Raw genomic sequence first — 17,523 nt, 5'->3', positions numbered from 1 at the left:
CCTCCCTTGTCTAGTCCGAATTAATCCTGTACTTTTAAGCCCATTAAATATTCTGCTAAAGCCTCAAGCTCTTCGTCAGTAAGCTGACCGTAAGTTCCAGTCATTTTGTTACCAGGCTTAATTGTTTCAGGGTCTTTTAACCACTCAATTAAGTTTTCCTTATTATGATCCAAAATACCAGCAACACGTGAACGTTCACCAAAGTTTGCTAAGTTTGGTGCTAAACGTGCTTGCTCTGGTCGATTATCTTGTGGAGATACTGCGTGACAGCTTAAACATTTTTGGGTGAAAATTTCCTGTCCTTGCTTTGCTAACTCAGTTGTTGGTTGAGGCTCTTCTGCATTTTGCATATCCTCTACCCATTGAGCGAATTCATCTTGTGAAATAGCTTTTACTTTGAAATCCATTAATGCGTGCGAAGGACCACAAAGTTCCGCACACTTCCCATAGAATAGGTTTCCAGCCTCATTTGCTTTTTCACCATCAAATTCTAACCAGAATTTGTTGATATTGTCGGTGTTTGTATCCATTTTTCCTCCGACTGCAGGAATCCAGAAGGAGTGTTTAACATCAGATGCTTTAATTTGGAAATAAACTTTTTGATCGGTTGGAACGACTAAATCTTGGCTAGTAATGATTCCTAAATCAGGATATTCGAATTCCCACCAGTAAAGGCTAGCACGTACATTAACAACTAGCGCTTCACGGTTTCCTTCTTCATTTACTTTTTCCATTTCAGATACATCAGCAAATTTAAATGTGTAGGAAACAGTTGGAACAGCTAAAATTAAAAGTAAAATAATTGGAATAACTGTCCAAATAATTTCTAAAGTATGACTTCCTTCCACTTGTTTCGGGATGTAGTTCTCGTCTCCTTTTTTACGACGGAAACGAATAAGTGCAATTACATATACGGCAACAACGACTACAATTACTAAAACCATAATCGCTGTGCTTATTAACATTAGATTAAATTGATCTTCAGCCACTTCGCCGGCCGGTCTTAATGCGGAAACGAATGGTTCACCGCAGCCGGACAAAATGAGCGTCAACATAGCGAAAAGTGAGTAAAGACGCCATTTTGTTAGCCATTGTTTCATAGCTTAATCAAACCCCTCTTTCGTTTATTGTTTTGCAACACAAGGACTGGAAAACAAGATTATATGTGGATTTCTTTATAGAAAGAACTCCCTTTATTAAATGACGGTCATAATAACCATCAATACAAACAAAATAGTTAAATAATTGATGGAGTAGACAAACATTTGTGTTGCCCACTTAATATCATCTTTCACTCGAAAACCAACAATACTTAAAATCAGCCATCCAATATTTAATATGGTTGCTAACACGACAAAAGGCATTCCTAACGAATGCAAATAAAAAGGTAACGGTAACAAGCATGCTACCCAAACAACCATTTGTCGCTTCGTTATATCAAAACCGTGAACAACAGGCAACATCGGAATTCCTGCCGCACGATATTCCTCTGTTCGTCTCATTGCTAGTGCTAAAAAGTGTGGCGGTTGCCAAATAAACATTAATAAAAATAAAATCCACGCCACTACATGTAAATCAGGATCAATGGAAGCCCAACCGATTAACGGTGGTACAGCCCCAGAAATACTTCCAATAACCGTATTTAACGTATATTGGCGTTTAGACCACATCGTATATAATACAACATAGCTAAAAATCCCGATTAAACCAATTAATCCAGCAGTAAAAGAAGTTAAAAATAATAGGAACGATCCAATCACGATGAATGAAAAACCAATCGTTAATACTTTTGGACCAGAATATTTTCCAGTAACGGTCGGCCGTTTTTTAGTTCGTTCCATCACATGATCAATATCACGATCAATAAAGTTATTTAAACTGCATGAGCCTGCGATAATTAGCGTTGACCCTAGCAATGACAAAACCATCATATCTAAATGTTGAAGAAAATGTTTATTATTGAAATAAAGCGCTAACCATAATCCAGTAAATGTTGTTATTAAATTTGAATTAACAATACCAATTTTGATTAACGCTAAAAAATCTCGCCACGCTGATGTTTCAGGAAAGTTTCCTTTATCAACGGTAACCGTACGGACGTCGGACATTGCCTCTCCCCCCTCTCTATACGTAAGGTCAAGCCGCATAACATAACTATATAGGAAAAACTGTCGTCTAGCTATATTAATCACAATTTTAGTACAACATGAATGGTTAAATGAAACCATTTTCAGTTTTTCAAATCTCGGACAAAAATAAACCCATCATTTTTATATTAAAACATATCTCGTTGCGTTTTTGTGAAGAGTTTTTGAAGTATTTATGTCGAATTTGTGACCGTTATTAGCCGAACGGTTGTTTTTTTTACTACAAAATATCATAATTAGTATGTACAATAGAATCTATTTTAGTAGAAGAGAGGCCAAATAGATTCCATAAATATTTCTAACAGACTCTCCCTTCCGTTTCAATAGTTTTTCAAGAATAATCTTTTTTAGAATTGTTTTTTTAGTATTCCTTTAGTAATATCGATTAAGTGCATATGATTTTTCGACAATGTTCGTAAGAAGGTGAAGCATTTGCGACGTTATTTAAAATGGTTTGCAGTCCTAACAACGATTGGGATGATATTCGTGCTTCTCGGAGGAGCACTAGTCACCAAAACAGGCTCTGGTATGGGCTGCGGACGTTCTTGGCCGCTATGCCATGGCCAAATCATCCCTGAAAATATTACATTAGAAACGATTATTGAACTTGCCCACCGGGTCGTTTCGGGTGGAGTCGGCTTGTTAGTCCTTATTTTAGCTATTTGGTCATATAAAGCGATTGGACACAAGCGTGAAACGAAATTTTTGGCCATACTTTCGATTTTCTTTCTTGTCCTTCAAGGATTAATTGGAGCAGCGGCAGTAATTTGGGGACAGTCAGACTTTGTATTAGCTCTTCATTTCGGTATTTCTTTAATATCGTTTGCCGCTGTCTTTTTATTAACCTTGCTTATTTTTGAAGTTGATCAAAAATTTGATGCCGACCGTATTGTTATCGATAAACGAATGCGGTTCCACATTATTGCCATTACGATTTACAGCTATTTTGTCGTTTATACCGGAGCTCTTGTTCGCCATACAAAATCAAGCTTAGTTTGCCGAGATTGGCCATTATGTATTAATACAGATCCTGCCTTACCATCCAATATGTACGAATGGATTCAAATGGGACACCGTGTAGCCGCTGGTCTTATTTTTATTTGGATTGCATATGTAACTTGGATGGCCATTCGACAATACCAGCACCAAAAAGTACTTTATTGGGGATGGATCATCGCCTTTGTATTAACTTTAAGTCAAGTAATTGCTGGTGCACTTGTCATCATCACTCAGTTAAATTTAGCTATCGCATTACTTCATGCGTTCTTTATCACATGCTTATTCGGTTTATTGTGTTATTTTATATTGCTTGTTGTTCGGAGCAATTACAATCAGCGTCAAAGTATGGATTAAAAGAAACAGGCCTTGGAGTTGATTCCAAGGCCTGTTTCTTTATTATTTTTGTAATTCAATTAACAAGTCTCCTGGTTGAATCGCGTCACCAGCTTGTACAAAAATATCTCTGACCACACCAGAATAAGGTGCTTGGACAGTCGTCTCCATTTTCATCGCTTCAGTAATCATTAAATGGTCGCCTTTTTCCACTTTTTCGCCTTTTTCTACTAGTACTTTGATCACCGTACCTGGCATAGTAGCGCCAATGTGTGCTTCGTTTTTCGGATCGGCTTTCACTCTTGACGCAACCGCTGATTTGATGCTTTGATCACGAATAATCACTTCCCGTGGCTGACCATTTAGCTCAAAATACACAATTCGTGTCCCGTCTGCTTGGGCTTGTCCAATGGAGACGAGTTTGACGATTAATGTTTTTCCTGTTTCAATTTCTACTTCAATTTCTTCACCTAAGCGCATTCCGTATAGGAACGTAGGCGTGTCTAAAACAGATAAATCACCATACTGTTGAACGGCTTCATTGTATTCTCTAAATACTTTTGGATAAAGGGCATATGCAATCGCATCGAAAGAAGTGACTTGTCGCCCTAATTCTTCAAATAACTCTTTCTTCACTTCATCAAAATCAACATCTTCTAGTAATTCACCAGGACGAACATTGATTGGTTCGCGCCCCTTTAAAATTACCTTTTGCAGCTCTTCAGGGAATCCCCCATACGGCTGACCTAAATACCCTTCAAACAATTGAACGACCGAATCTGGGAAATCTAGTTTATCTCCGCGTTCCAATATATCTTGCTCCGTTAAATTATTTTGGACCATAAATAAAGCCATATCTCCAACCACTTTTGAAGAAGGAGTGACTTTTACAATATCTCCAAACAATTGGTTGACGCGACGATACATATCTTTTACTTCATCCCATCGGTCACCTAGGCCGACCGCTTTTGCTTGCTGTTGAAGGTTACTATATTGCCCCCCAGGCATTTCATGTTGATACACTTCTGTGTGTGGCGAAAGAATCCCGCTTTCAAAATCTTGATAGTATTTTCGAACATCTTCCCAATACCGCGAAAGCAGCTCATATGATTGAATATCAACATCTGGTTGACGTTCCGTGCCTTGAAGAGCATAGAATAACGTATTCGCACTTGGTTGAGAAGTGAGTCCGGCCATTGAGCTCACGGCAACGTCTACAATATCTACTCCTGCTTCAATAGCCTTTGCATACGTGAAAATTCCATTTCCACTTGTATCATGAGTGTGTAGGTGAATTGGAATATCAACTGTATCTTTTAATTCCGAAATTAATCGATAGGCAGCTTGTGGTTTTAACAGACCAGCCATATCTTTAATGCCTAGAATATGGGCCCCTTGCTGTTCTAACTCTTTCGCCATTTGTTTGTAATAGTTAATGTTATATTTCTTCCGCGTTGGATCGTCAATATCTCCGGTGTAACAAATCGATGCTTCCGCAATTTTACCAGATTGGCGAACAGCATCAATTGCTACTTCCATTCCTTTCACCCAGTTTAAACTATCAAAAATACGGAACACATCGATACCGGCATAGGCTGATTTTTCAACAAATTCACGAATCACATTGTCCGGATAGTTTTTATAGCCAACTGCATTCGATGCCCGTAATAACATTTGGAATAATATATTCGGGATTCGTTCGCGTAACGTTAATAGGCGCTCCCATGGGTCTTCTTTTAAGAAGCGATAGGCCACATCAAAGGTCGCTCCTCCCCACATTTCTAATGAGAATAGGTTTGGAAGCAGCCTAGATGTTGGTCGAGCAATTTGCTTCAAGTCATACGTTCTTACACGCGTAGCTAACAATGATTGATGTGCATCTCGGAATGTTGTATCGGTTAATAACACTCTTTGTTGGTCTTTAACCCAACGGACGAGGCCTTCCGCACCTTCACGTTCTAAAATTTGCTTCGTACCTTCACGTGGTGAAGTTGTTACATTGACCTTAGGAATACGCGCTTTAGGAAACACCGGTTTTTTCTTTTTCTCAATTCCCGGAAAACCATTGACTGTAACCGTACCAATGTACGTAAGCATTTTGGTTCCCCGGTCTTTCCGCTTCGGGAAAATAAACAATTCCGGTGTCGTATCGATAAACGAAGTATCATATTGACCAGAAATAAATTTTTCGTGTTTCACGACATTTTCCAAAAACGGAATGTTTGTCTTGATTCCGCGAATACGAAATTCTTGCAAGTTACGAACCATTTTCGCTGCAGCTTGTTCAAACGTCAGTGCCCAAGTAGACAATTTCACAAGCAAAGAATCATAATACGGTGTAATGACAGCACCTTGAAATCCGTTTCCGGCATCAAGTCGCACGCCGAAGCCGCCGCCTGAACGATACGCCATGATTTTTCCTGTATCTGGCATAAAGTTATTCAATGGATCTTCAGTTGTGACACGAGATTGGATGGCATATCCATGCATCGTGACCGATTGTTGTGATTCAATACCGATTTCTTTATCTTTTAATTGATAACCGGCAGCAATTAAAATTTGGGATTGAACGATATCAATACCCGTAATCATCTCGGTAATCGTATGTTCCACTTGCACTCGCGGGTTGACTTCAATAAAGTAAAAATCGTCACCTGAAACTAAAAACTCCACTGTTCCCGCATTTACATATCCGACATTCTCCATTAACTGAACTGCCGCTTGACAAATACGGTGACGAAGCTCTTCGGATATGGACACGCATGGTGCTACTTCTACGACTTTTTGATGGCGTCGTTGCACAGAGCAGTCACGTTCAAATAAATGAACGATGTTTCCATATTGGTCTCCTAAAATTTGTACCTCTATATGCTTTGGTTTTTCAATGAATTTTTCGACATAGACGTCTTCACTTCCAAAAGCGGCTTTTGCTTCAGATTTGGCTCGTTCATAGGATGCTCGTACTTCATCTAAGCTACGAACAATCCGCATCCCGCGTCCACCACCGCCAAGGGCCGCTTTAATTATTATTGGAAAGCCATGCTCTTTTCCGAATTTAATCACTTCATCTAGTCCTTTTACTGGACCATCGCTTCCAGGTATAACTGGAATACCTGCTAATTCTGCTTGAAAGCGAGCTTTTACTTTGTCGCCGAACATGTCTAAATGACGTGTTTCTGGCCCGATGAAAATAAGCCCTTCCTCTTCGCATCGTTTCGCAAACTGGATGTTTTCAGAAAGAAAACCGTAACCAGGATGAATGGCATCGACTCCAGCCCGTTTGGCAATCTCAATAATTCCTTCAATATCTAAATATGCTTCAATCGGCTTTTTTCCTTCGCCGACTAAATAAGCTTCATCCGCTTTATAACGGTGATAAGCCCCTGAGTCTTCCTTCGAATAAATCGCAACGGTACGAATCCCTAATTCCGTACACGCCCGAAAAACCCGAATGGCAATTTCCCCTCTGTTTGCCACTAATACTTTGTTAATCTTTTTTCTCACAATTGCACCTCTCCCCTATGAAATTCCATATAAATGATTTATAGATGAACAACTATTCGTAAACACTACGAAAAAGTTGTTATCCCCTTTGTTGTAGTTGTCGATTTCTTTTTATATTTTTGTTCATATCGAACAAACATCGAGATATTTACAAGTATCCCCATAGATAATGATAAGAGCAACAAGGAGGAACCTCCATAACTAATAAATGGTAAAGGGACACCTGTAATCGGAATTAGACCACTAACACCTCCAAGATTAATAAACGATTGAATGGCAATCATGCTCGAAATACCGATAGCAAGCAATGTCCCGAACGGATCTTTACACCTTACCGCAATATAAATACCTTTTAAAACAATATAAGCCAATCCGAACAGAACGAACAATACCCCAAAAACTCCGAGCTCTTCAGCAATTATAGCCATAATAAAGTCTGTATGAGGTTCTGGGAGGTACCCTAACTTTTGAATACTTTGTCCAATTCCTTGCCCTTTAACACCACCGGATCCAATGGCTAAATACGAATTAACTAAATGATAACCGTCATCTTGCTCGTATTCAAATGGTTTAAGAAAACCGTTAATCCGACCAATTCGCTCTTTTGTAATAAAGTCGTCCTTTTTCATATATATAAATGGACTGAAAAAAAGAAGAAACACTAGAGAAAGAACAGCTAGTCTCATAATGTTTTTCATGTTCATTCCTGAACAAATGATAATCGTACAACCGATCGCAAATATTATAGCTGCTGTTCCTAAATCCGGCTGCAAGGCAACAAAAAAGCAAAGACCGACAAGAAACACAATGGGAGGTATAACCCCAACATTAAACTCATTTATATAAGATTGTTTACGTGCATAAACAGAAGATAAATAAATAATAACAACTAATTTAACAAATTCTGCTGGCTGAATACTTCTTGAGCCAAAGGTAAACCAACTTTGTGCATTGTTCGATACGTGTCCGAAAAAAAGGACCAATATTAGTACTAAAAATGAACCGAAAACTAAAATCTTCGAAAGTTGTTTCGATTCCCATAGTTTATATGGTAAAAATGCCATAATGGCAAAAGTAACGAACGAAACGATCAAATGCTGTTTTTGTTTGTCGTAGAAAAAGTCGCTCTCTTTTCCGTAAATTTGAATAGCGGTTACCATACTGGCACTATAGATCATAATGAGCCCGAATAAGCACAACAGAAAATATACAATGATCAGTGAATAGTCATACGATTTTATAATTCGTTTGAACATATCAATCATTCCTTATATTAAAATCCAACTAATACATTGTCTCTAAAAAAGTGGATTTGATACAAAAAAACTCAAACATTCGGTCCGAACTGTTTGAGTTTATATTGATTATTTTCTTGTCCAAGCTTCGTGAAGGGCAGATAGTTCTTTTTCTAAAGAATCCAATAGCTCCTTCCCATCGCGCTCATCTACTAATCCTAAGCGAATGGCAAAATCTATTTCACGGGACAAGCCGAACATTTGCGTATCCAACACTTCCTCATATAGAGGACATTGGGGCATCGTTAAATTGTCCATTTGAACTTTAATTAATTGTAAAATTTTTTCCGCGTCTGCTTTTAGTAAGGCATAAGCTTTCTCACGATGATCCACTTTAATTTCAGACGCCACAGTAACCCCCCCATTTCCGTCCAAAATTCCAATCCTATCTATAAATTCTACCGTTAGAATAGTGAATTGGCAAGAATAATGAAAGTTCGTAAATTGTGTATTCCTTTATAAATCTATTATAAACGAACTTGAAAAGTTTTTCACTTTAAAAAATGGTTAGATACTTTTAGATTTTGAGAAGAGAAATAAGGTCAACTCAACACCATAAAAATTACCCCTCCATACATAGAGGGGCTTTTTGTCATCGATGGTTAAAAAATACTCCAACCATATATTTGACTCATTTTTTCAAGAAGTTTTACTCCGGCAACACTATTACCTTTCTCATCAAGAGCAGGACCGAAAATACCGATACCACATTTATGAGGGACTGCTCCCATAATTCCACCTGATACTCCACTTTTTGCCGGAATACCTACCTTTATCGCAAATTCTCCTGAGGCATTGTACATTCCACATGTCACCATAAACGTTTTACAAATTCTTGCGATATGGGAGGGAATAAGTACTCGTCCAGTAACAGGGTCAACACCATTTGCGGCAAAAACCGCTCCGATTCGTGCTAAATCTGAACAGTTCATTTCAATAGCACATTGTTTCGTGTACAAAAAAAGAAGGTCTTCAATATTTCCTTCAATTACCTCATGTTGTTTCATAAAGTAACATAAAGCACGGTTTAAATTAGCCGTATCATATTCTGATTTAGCGACCCTTTCGTTATACGACACTTGGTCATCATTGACTAACTCCCGCACAAAGGAAAGTAGGCGGTCCCATTTTTCGTCTACATCTTTTCCTTGAATCATATTCGTTACCGCTAGTGCTCCCGCATTTATCATCGGATTTAATGGCTTAGCTGGCTTTAATGTTTCCAACTTTGCAATTGAGTTAAAAGGATCTCCTGTTGGCTCCATTCCAACTCGTTCAAACACAGCCTCTTCTCCGTTTTGTATTAGGACAAGTGCTAGCGTAATCACCTTGGATATACTCTGCAATGTAAATTTTTTTAAATAGTCTCCAGCATAAAAAAACGTTCCGTTCACATGAAAAATCGATACGGATAGGTCCTCACTATTTTCTTCTTTTAACGCTGGAATATAATCCACTAATTTGCCATATTGACTATACGGACGAACTTCATCAATGAGCTGTTCTAACTCTTGATTGCTAATGCATTCCATTCGATTTTAACCTCCTGATGTTTCTTGTTTCGTGTGACAAACTTTTTCAAGAAAGATATACTAATGAATGAGTCATGCTTATTTTCAACCAACATTCCTATAAAAAACCATTTTTTCGTGAGGGGGTAAACACGATGGACACTATTTTACCAATTAAAGGGAAAGTGAAATTCAAAATCACTTTAGATCCTGGAGTATGGATTTTTGATGACCGCCGGTTAGACTTAAATACATATTTTTTAACAGAACCACAAGAAAAAAATGAAGAAGAAGAGTATATACAAGTAACTTCCAAACACTGGGAAAGAGAGATTCGCGAAGGAGCCGTATTTCCCCCTACATTAAAAACTGAACGGAAATTCGAAAAAGAAAAAGTTCTCACGGGAACGTTTGGAATACCGTTCCGCTCTTTTTTAGAAAATGCAGAACCATTTGAAGAAGCAACAACATTGATTATTGAAACAGCCGAAAAAGAAGTTTCCCTCACACTTTCACAAGGGTATGAGTTAATTTTAGGCTTCTCTAAAGACGGCAAACCGTTAAAAGAAGATGGTCCCGTTCATGTGTATTTTGGAGATGGGTCCAATAAGGATAATCCAATTAAACATGTTAGAGGTTTCCGTGTTGAATAAAAACAAAAAAGCCTGTTCCCTGGTTTTATCAGGGAATAGGCTTTTCATATTAAATTGCCGATCCCTTTGCCTGGGACCTCATTCGTTTTTGTAATGAAAATTGACGAAAAACTATGAACCCAAATAGAACAATCCCAATTAAATCTTGTACTACATTTGGTGTAAGAAACAGGAATGAACCTGAGGCTAAAAGCAATCGTTCTACTAAGTTTAGTCTAGTAAATAGGAATCCTTCCGCTGCTATTCCGAGCATGACGACACCCATAATAGCTGTAATAATTACAAGTAATGCACCTAGCAACGTAATATCAATTAATAATAATTCATTATTGTATACAAAGAAAAACGGAATAATAAAACCTGCAATCGCTAATTTCATTGACACAAATCCAGTTCTCATTGGATTTCCACCAGAAATACCTGCAGCAGCAAACGATGCTAATGCTACAGGAGGAGTAATATTTGCGAAAATACCAAAATAAAAGACAAATAAATGAGCTACAAGTGGTTCAATCCCCTGTTGGATGAGCGCTGGAGAAGCCATGGTTGCCGTAATGATATAAGTTGGAATACTTGGTAATCCCATGCCTAAAATAATACAAGCAATCATCGTAAAGATAAGAGTAAGGAATAAATTGTCCCCACCTAATGCAACGATACCACTCGCTAATTTTAAACCGAACCCGGTTAATGTGGCCACACCTACAATAATTCCAACTGCTGCACAAGCCACGGCCACACCAAGCGATGTTCGTGCGCCAACTTCTAAAGCCTCTAATACATCCCGCCAAGACATACGTGTGGTTTTTCTTACCAAACTTACAAGGATAGTGACAATAATTGTCCAAAAAGCTGAAAAAATAATGGTTGTTCCACTAAAAAACAACATATAAAATAAGAAAATTAATGGAATTAACAAATGCCCCCGTTCTTTTAGGACATCGCTTACTTTAGGTAGTTGATCTCTTTCAAGACCTTCTAAACCATTTTTTGACGCACGAAAATGAATCTGAATTAATATTCCTAAATAAAATAACAATGCTGGCAAAATTGCAGTTAATGCAATCGTTGAATAAGGAATGCCCAATACTTCCGCCATAATAAATGCTGATGCTCCCATTATTGGAGGTAAAATTTGTCCACCAACTGACGCACTAGCTTCAACAGCTCCTGCAAAATCTTTTTTATACCCTATTTTTTTCATTAATGGAATCGTAAAGGCACCAGTAGTAACAACGTTAGCTACTGCAGCTCCATTAATACTCCCCAAAAATCCACTTGCAATGACGGCAACTTTTGCAGGTCCTCCTTTAGTATGTCCGGCAATCGCCAAAGCTAAGTCATTAAAAAATTGCCCCATACCAGATTTTTGCAGAAACGCTCCAAATAAAATAAAAAGAAAAATATAAGTTGCTGAAACACCTATTGCTGTACTAAAAATCCCTTCGGTGGTGGTATACAAATACGCAGACACTTGTTCAAGATCATATCCGCGATGACGAAAAATACCTGAAAATGATCGGCCAAAAAGAGCATATAACAAAAATAAAATACTTAATAAAGGAAGTGCCAAGCCACTTAAACGTCTTGCCGCTTCTAAAACTAAGATGATTAACATTCCACCAAAAATGTAGTCCCATGTGCTAGCTATTCCACCACGTTGGATAATATTAGAGTATTCGACTACTAAATAAACAGTGGTAGAAATCGCACAAAGGGCTAAGCAAACATCAATAACCGATAACTTTTGTTTGGATGATTGACGAAATGCAGGGTAGTAGAGAAATGTTAAGGCCAGAATAGCTCCTACGTGAATGGAACGATGTTGCAATGTAGGAGGTGTTCCAAAATAGGAGGTATAAAGATGGTACAAAGATAATAAAATAGCAAGAGTCGCTATTACGTTTTTAACATAGGGGTTTTGAAAGGAACGATATCTTGATTCGGCATCGTACTTTTCTAGTAGTTGTTGATCGTTCAAATCCATTCACCTCTTTTCAAGATACATAATAATCCGACGATGATGAGGAATTAACTTTGTATCAACAAATTTCTTATTATTTAACGTCAATTCGTGTTGCACGTAATGAGAATGTATCCATGAATACTTTTTGTAAGGTCGATCAAGATTGGTCATGATAATAAAATCATCTGAATAAACTAATTTTCCTTCACTTTCGTGAGGTACTCCTGCCCCGAATGATTGGAACCTTGTTTCAATTAAATGTAATTGCTCGTCTTGCTGTACCTCAATAATTTCCTCCCAGGGAGTATGCTCAACTGAATGTATCCATGATAGCTTCAATCGATCTCCAATCTTTACTGGTTGCTCTATATATTTATTACCTGTGTCCACATCTTCAATGATTAATAAATACGGGGATGATGGCTCCCTTTGGCAAGCAACCATCCCCCCTATGATGATCATCAATAAGAATAATCCCCATTGTTTCAAGTACAATCGGCTCCTTGCCTTTATTCAATTACTCCTTTTTCTTTTAAATATTTCTCTGCTCCAGGATGTAGTGGAACCACCATACCGTCAGTAGCTGTATCAAGCGTAATATTCTTAGCAGAATTATGTGATGCATGAATATCATCTATATGTTCAAAGATAGCTTTCGTTAAATCATATACCACCTCTTCAGATAAGTTTTTATTGACTAACAAAATGTTCATGATGGAAACAGTAGAAATGTCTTCCTCATTTTCATAAGTTCCTTTTGGAATCGTACCTTCAGTGAAAAACGAATATTCTGATGTTAGTTTTTCCAATTCTTTTCCTTCAATAGGAATAATTTCTACATCGTGTGATGTTGCTAAATCAATAACTGTGGAATTCGGAATTCCACTCGTCACAAAAGCAGCATCAATCATACCATTTTTCATTTGATCAATCGATTCTTTATAAGATAAATAATCCACTTCCATGTCATCGTAAGTTAATCCGTACGCATCTAAAATAATACGTGCATTTAATTCAACACCAGAGTTTGGTGCTCCTACTCCTACTCTTTTTCCTTTTAAATCATAGACCGTTTCAATTCCAGAATCTTTAGTCGTTACAATTTGGACATAGTTTGGATATAAGGAAATTAATCCTCGTAAATTTTCATTTGGTGTTTCTCCTTCAAATGCACCTGATCCTTCATACGCTTGTTGGACCGCATCTGACATTGTGATAGCTAATTCTGCTAAATCGTTTGTAATTAAGTTAATATTTTCAATCGAAGCGCCTGTTGATTGAACAGATGTATCAATGCCTAACGCCTCTTCAAAAACTGAAGCCATTGCACCACCAATAGGATAATAAACTCCCGATGTTCCCCCAGTGGCTATTGTCACAAATAGATCTTCAGAACCTGAAGAATCAGTACTGGATGAATTACTAGAACATGCTCCGACAATAAGGGATGAAATTAATAACATCATCCATAATTTCCATTTCTTCATTTTTTGTTCCCCCTTCGTTTCTTGTCTCATATATTAATTATGCAAAAATTGTGCCAACAAACATTGTAAGCGGATTCAATAATTTGTACCAGAAAGTTGAATAGAAAACCGGAAAAAAGTTCCGGTGAAGAACTTTTTTCCGGTTTTAGATTCGTACTTCACTGTATTGGTTTAATTTATTTCGTAAACCTCTTTCAGAGATTCCTAACATTTCAGCCGTTTTTCGTCGATGGCCATTGTTTGCTTTTAATGTAGCCAATATTAACTCTTTCTCTACTTCCTCTATTTTATATCCTACTAACTGGTCAAAGATTGATAATTGTTTGCCTTCTGGCCACATAGATTGCATAGAAACTTCTTGAAATTGATGCGGTAAATCATGTACTTGAATACGGTTTTTATCACACATGATAACTGCTGCCTCAAGAATATTGGATAACTCTCGAACATTTCCAGGATACGAGTACCTCATTAACCTTTCAAAAGCTTCGGATGTAATCCCTTCAACTTGCTTATCGTATTTTTGATTAAATTGTTGAATAAAATGTTGAACAAGTAGAGGTAAATCGTTTTTTCGTTCTCTTAAAGGTGGGAGTGAAATTTCAATGATATTTAATCGAAAATACAAATCTTCACGAAATCTTCCTTCTTCTACAGCCTGTTTTAAATTTTGATTTGTAGCAGCAATTATTCTAACGTTGAGCGGGTATTTTTTGTTGGAACCTAATGGTGTTATTTCTTTTTGCTGAAGTACACGTAATAATTTTGCCTGTAAAGATAATGGCATGTCACCTATTTCATCTAAGAACACTGTACCATTTTGGGCAACTAAAAACTTCCCTTCCTTTTTTTGAACAGCACCAGTAAAAGCTCCCTTCTCAAAACCAAATAGTTCACTTTCTAGCAAGTGTTCAGGAATGGCAGCACAATTGATCGCTTCAAATGGTCCCTTTTTTCTAGCCCCCGAAAAATGAATAGCCCGGGCTACTAACTCTTTCCCCGTTCCACTTTCACCTGATATCAGCACATTTGTATCGATATCTTTTACTTTTTTAACTAAATGAAATACCCGTTCCATGGACGGAGAATGACCAATGATAGAATCTATCCCATATTTTTGAGACAGTTCTTCAGTCAATTCATCTACTTGTTGTTGTAATTTTTTAAATTGTAAAGCTTGACCAATGGTGACGAATAATGATTCCATATGAAGTGGCTTCGTTAAATATGTATAAGCTCCTAGTTTTATTGCTTCTACAGATGTTTCTATCGTTCCATAAGCCGTCATAATAATGACGATTAAATTGGGTTGAATCTTTTTTATTTGCTTTAAAACTTCTAAACCATTAATTTGACCGAGTTTTAAGTCCAATAAGCAAAGATCATAGGGCTCAGAATGTATTTCTTGGAGTGCCTCAAGTGGTTCGGTAAATGCCTTTACATCATATTGATCTTCTAATGCAAATTGTAAAGAAGTACAAATGGAATATTCATCATCAATTATCACTATCTTTTCCATAATATCCCCTTTCCGTTAATGGGAATGCAATTGTTATTTGTGTCCCTTCCCCATACTTACTTTTCACTTGGACTGTCCCATTTTGTTCTTGGATATATTGTTTTGAAATTGACATTCCTAAACCGGTACCTGTGGCTTTGGTCGTAAAAAATGGCTCGTACACTTTATCGAGGTTTTCCTTTTTAATTCCCATCCCATTGTCTTTAATGTTAATAATACAGGTCTCTAATGTCGTTTCTCCAAAAATTTCAATTTTTGGCTGGTAGTGACCAACTTCTATCTTCTTTCGTTCTTCGATGGCATCAATTGAATTCAAGATGAAATTCATAAGAGCTTGTTTTAATTGATTCTCATCACATGTAATCGTCACAGGGGGGAGATGGTGATAATGAAAGTCGATTCCTTTTTGTTCCAACACCCTTTTAAACAATATAGTTATAGAATGAATCAAGTCATGAACTCGAATTTCTATTAATGATTTACTCTTTTTCGGTTTCACATAATTTATTAAACCTTCCACTAATTGATTGATGCGCTCAATCTCTTTTGGTACGATATTGACCAATTCTTTTTTGAATTCTTCATTAGACATTTTGTATGGGATTAGATGAACTAACGTTTGAATAGAAGTTAATGGATTTCGTATTTCGTGAGCAATCCCAGCGACTAGCTGATTTAACGCTCGACTTTTTTCCTGTTCAAAAAATTGTTCCCGTAAATATTTTTCCAAAGAAATATCTTCAAAAGACAAAATTAAGCCAATTATTTCACGTTTATAGTTGTATAGCGGATAGATGTAATACCTAATGGACATAATTTTGTTCTCTGACAACTCCCAATTAAATTCTTTTCCTAAAATTTTTTCTCCGTGCCGGATCACTTGATTAAATAGAGTAGTATCTAACAATTTGTTAATTAATGGTATTTCCGTATAAATGCTCCTTTTCATATCAAGATTAGCCTTTCCTATAATTAAGGTCGCTTTTTGATTAATAGATGTAAGCGCTCCCGACCGATCGAACGTTAATATTCCCCTTGGACTACTGTCTAAAATTTGTTGTTTGAACTGAATATTATTTTTTGTTTCTAACACTTGTTGCTGTAGGGCATTTGTTTGTTTTTGAACTTCTTTTTGTAATTTTCTGTTCCACACACTAATGAATACAATTACTACTAAGACAATAACTAAGGACCACGTTAAGAAATGGATTGTATGCTCAACTTTTCTCCTCCATTGATAAGGTTCGAACCATTTTTCCATTATGTGCTGATACACTCCATTTTTCCGCAATTTTGAAAGTTCCTCATTAATTTGATGCAATAAAAAGGCTTCATCTTGCCTTAAAACGAAACTATAGTAAACAGGTACAACATTCGCTTGAACTACTTTATATTTATCCTCTAATCCCCATTGATTTATAAAATAATTAGCCGTGTGTGGTTCACCAATAAATGCATCCGAACGGTTCACAGTTAGGAGACGTAAGGCATTTTTTTGATTAGAGGCTACCTGGAACTTTATTCGACGTATATTTTGTAGAAAATCATATTCAATAGAACCTTGAACTAATGATACTGTTCGCTCTGACAAGTCTTCAACTGATTGAATTTCACTATTTCCATACGCAACATAAAGCGAACTACTGGATGTAAAATAATGATCTGAAAACAAAATATCTTTAGAAAGAACATCATTATATGGAACAGTTAAAATCACATCAACTTGTTCATTTTTTAAAGCTTCAATTGCTTGATGATGAGGTAAAAAAATATATTCATAAGTAAGACCTAATTCATTTGCAATTGTTTCAAAAATATCTATACTAAATCCTTTAAGAGACTCATTTTCTTTGAACTGAAAAGGTGGTAAAGCTGGGTCAACTGCTACAGTTACATGTCTTGTGTTAGATATGGTTTTGTCTATTGCTACGATACGTTGTGGTTGTACAATTATTACTACAATCATGGTAAATAGCAGTGTTAAAGAACGCCAAGACATTGCTCTTCCACCTTTCTAAAACTTAACTTCAATATCATTAACATTATAAACGAAAAATTTTTCAGTGACTTCTTTTTTTCCGAACTTTCGAGTTACACATAATATTCAAT

The 17,523-nt window shown here is 36.8% G+C and carries 13 protein-coding genes; 2 read left to right on the top strand and 11 right to left on the bottom strand.

Annotated features, from left to right (window positions below):
* Positions 1-20: 20 nt before the first annotated feature.
* Positions 21-1,100, bottom strand: a complete 1,080-nt coding sequence (gene coxB / locus ABES52_RS00155; protein ID WP_429647742.1) for a cytochrome c oxidase subunit II — start codon at positions 1,098-1,100, stop codon at positions 21-23.
* Positions 1,101-1,196: 96 nt separating this feature from the next.
* On the bottom strand, positions 1,197-2,108 hold the full coding sequence (cyoE, locus tag ABES52_RS00150) for a heme o synthase (protein WP_429647740.1): 912 nt from the start codon (positions 2,106-2,108) through the stop codon (positions 1,197-1,199).
* Between the two features lie 471 nt (positions 2,109-2,579).
* Here cyoE and ABES52_RS00145 point away from each other — a divergent pair, with 471 nt between their 5' ends.
* On the top strand, positions 2,580-3,500 hold the full coding sequence (locus tag ABES52_RS00145; RefSeq protein WP_429647738.1) for a COX15/CtaA family protein: 921 nt from the start codon (positions 2,580-2,582) through the stop codon (positions 3,498-3,500).
* Positions 3,501-3,542: 42 nt separating this feature from the next.
* Here ABES52_RS00145 and pyc read toward each other — a convergent pair whose 3' ends face one another.
* The 4 genes from pyc to glsA all read right to left on the bottom strand — a co-directional run bounded on the left by pyc (position 3,543) and on the right by glsA (position 9,810).
* Positions 3,543-6,983: a pyruvate carboxylase gene (gene pyc / locus ABES52_RS00140; protein WP_429647736.1), complete on the bottom strand. Its 3,441-nt coding sequence runs from the start codon at positions 6,981-6,983 to the stop codon at positions 3,543-3,545.
* A 65-nt stretch (positions 6,984-7,048) separates the two neighbouring features.
* Entirely contained in the window at positions 7,049-8,239 is a 1,191-nt protein-coding gene (locus ABES52_RS00135; protein ID WP_429647734.1) for an FtsW/RodA/SpoVE family cell cycle protein, read from the bottom strand.
* A gap of 108 nt (positions 8,240-8,347) precedes the next feature.
* On the bottom strand, positions 8,348-8,629 hold the full coding sequence (locus tag ABES52_RS00130) for an Fpa/YlaN family protein (RefSeq protein WP_429647732.1): 282 nt from the start codon (positions 8,627-8,629) through the stop codon (positions 8,348-8,350).
* A 251-nt stretch (positions 8,630-8,880) separates the two neighbouring features.
* Positions 8,881-9,810 (bottom strand): glutaminase A, encoded by a 930-nt coding sequence (gene glsA, locus ABES52_RS00125; protein ID WP_429647730.1) that lies wholly within the window; start codon positions 9,808-9,810, stop codon positions 8,881-8,883.
* 134 nt (positions 9,811-9,944) lie between these two features.
* Between glsA and ABES52_RS00120 the strand changes: the two genes are divergently transcribed.
* Positions 9,945-10,442, top strand: coding sequence for a peptidyl-prolyl cis-trans isomerase (locus tag ABES52_RS00120; RefSeq protein ID WP_429647728.1), 498 nt, complete (start codon positions 9,945-9,947; stop codon positions 10,440-10,442).
* 49 nt (positions 10,443-10,491) lie between these two features.
* Here ABES52_RS00120 and ABES52_RS00115 read toward each other — a convergent pair whose 3' ends face one another.
* From ABES52_RS00115 to ABES52_RS00095, 5 genes are all read right to left on the bottom strand, one after another.
* Complete coding sequence (locus tag ABES52_RS00115; RefSeq protein WP_429647726.1) at positions 10,492-12,429, bottom strand: TRAP transporter permease; 1,938 nt, start codon at positions 12,427-12,429, stop codon at positions 10,492-10,494.
* Positions 12,430-12,897, bottom strand: coding sequence for a DUF1850 domain-containing protein (locus ABES52_RS00110; RefSeq protein WP_429647724.1), 468 nt, complete (start codon positions 12,895-12,897; stop codon positions 12,430-12,432).
* A 20-nt stretch (positions 12,898-12,917) separates the two neighbouring features.
* A complete protein-coding gene (locus ABES52_RS00105; RefSeq protein WP_429647722.1) occupies positions 12,918-13,895 on the bottom strand; it encodes a TAXI family TRAP transporter solute-binding subunit in 978 nt (325 codons plus the stop codon).
* A gap of 145 nt (positions 13,896-14,040) precedes the next feature.
* Positions 14,041-15,414, bottom strand: a complete 1,374-nt coding sequence (locus ABES52_RS00100) for a sigma-54-dependent transcriptional regulator (protein WP_429647720.1) — start codon at positions 15,412-15,414, stop codon at positions 14,041-14,043.
* On the bottom strand, positions 15,392-17,413 hold the full coding sequence (locus ABES52_RS00095; protein ID WP_429647719.1) for a transporter substrate-binding domain-containing protein: 2,022 nt from the start codon (positions 17,411-17,413) through the stop codon (positions 15,392-15,394). Before ABES52_RS00095 ends, ABES52_RS00100 begins: the two co-directional genes overlap by 23 nt.
* Positions 17,414-17,523: the final 110 nt, after the last annotated feature.

Origin of the sequence: Aeribacillus pallidus (genome assembly GCF_050478865.1) — a bacterium.
In the GTDB taxonomy this organism is placed as follows: Bacteria; Bacillota; Bacilli; order Bacillales; family JACDOC01; genus JACDOC01.
Note: the sequence above shows the minus strand (reverse complement) of the source record. Positions and strands in the feature narration are given on the sequence as shown.

Bases quoted from the DNA above. Each gene is read 5' to 3' on its own strand.
- coxB (WP_429647742.1), bottom strand. From the start codon at position 1,100: ATGAAACAATGGCTAACAAAATGGCGTCTTTACTCACTTTTCGCTATG.
- cyoE (WP_429647740.1), bottom strand. From the start codon at position 2,108: ATGTCCGACGTCCGTACGGTTACCGTTGATAAAGGAAACTTTCCTGAA.
- ABES52_RS00100 (WP_429647720.1), bottom strand. From the start codon at position 15,414: ATGGAAAAGATAGTGATAATTGATGATGAATATTCCATTTGTACTTCT.
- ABES52_RS00120 (WP_429647728.1), top strand. From the start codon at position 9,945: ATGGACACTATTTTACCAATTAAAGGGAAAGTGAAATTCAAAATCACT.
- glsA (WP_429647730.1), bottom strand. From the start codon at position 9,810: ATGGAATGCATTAGCAATCAAGAGTTAGAACAGCTCATTGATGAAGTT.
- ABES52_RS00095 (WP_429647719.1), bottom strand. From the start codon at position 17,413: ATGTCTTGGCGTTCTTTAACACTGCTATTTACCATGATTGTAGTAATA.
- ABES52_RS00115 (WP_429647726.1), bottom strand. From the start codon at position 12,429: ATGGATTTGAACGATCAACAACTACTAGAAAAGTACGATGCCGAATCA.
- ABES52_RS00105 (WP_429647722.1), bottom strand. From the start codon at position 13,895: ATGAAGAAATGGAAATTATGGATGATGTTATTAATTTCATCCCTTATT.
- ABES52_RS00135 (WP_429647734.1), bottom strand. From the start codon at position 8,239: ATGTTCAAACGAATTATAAAATCGTATGACTATTCACTGATCATTGTA.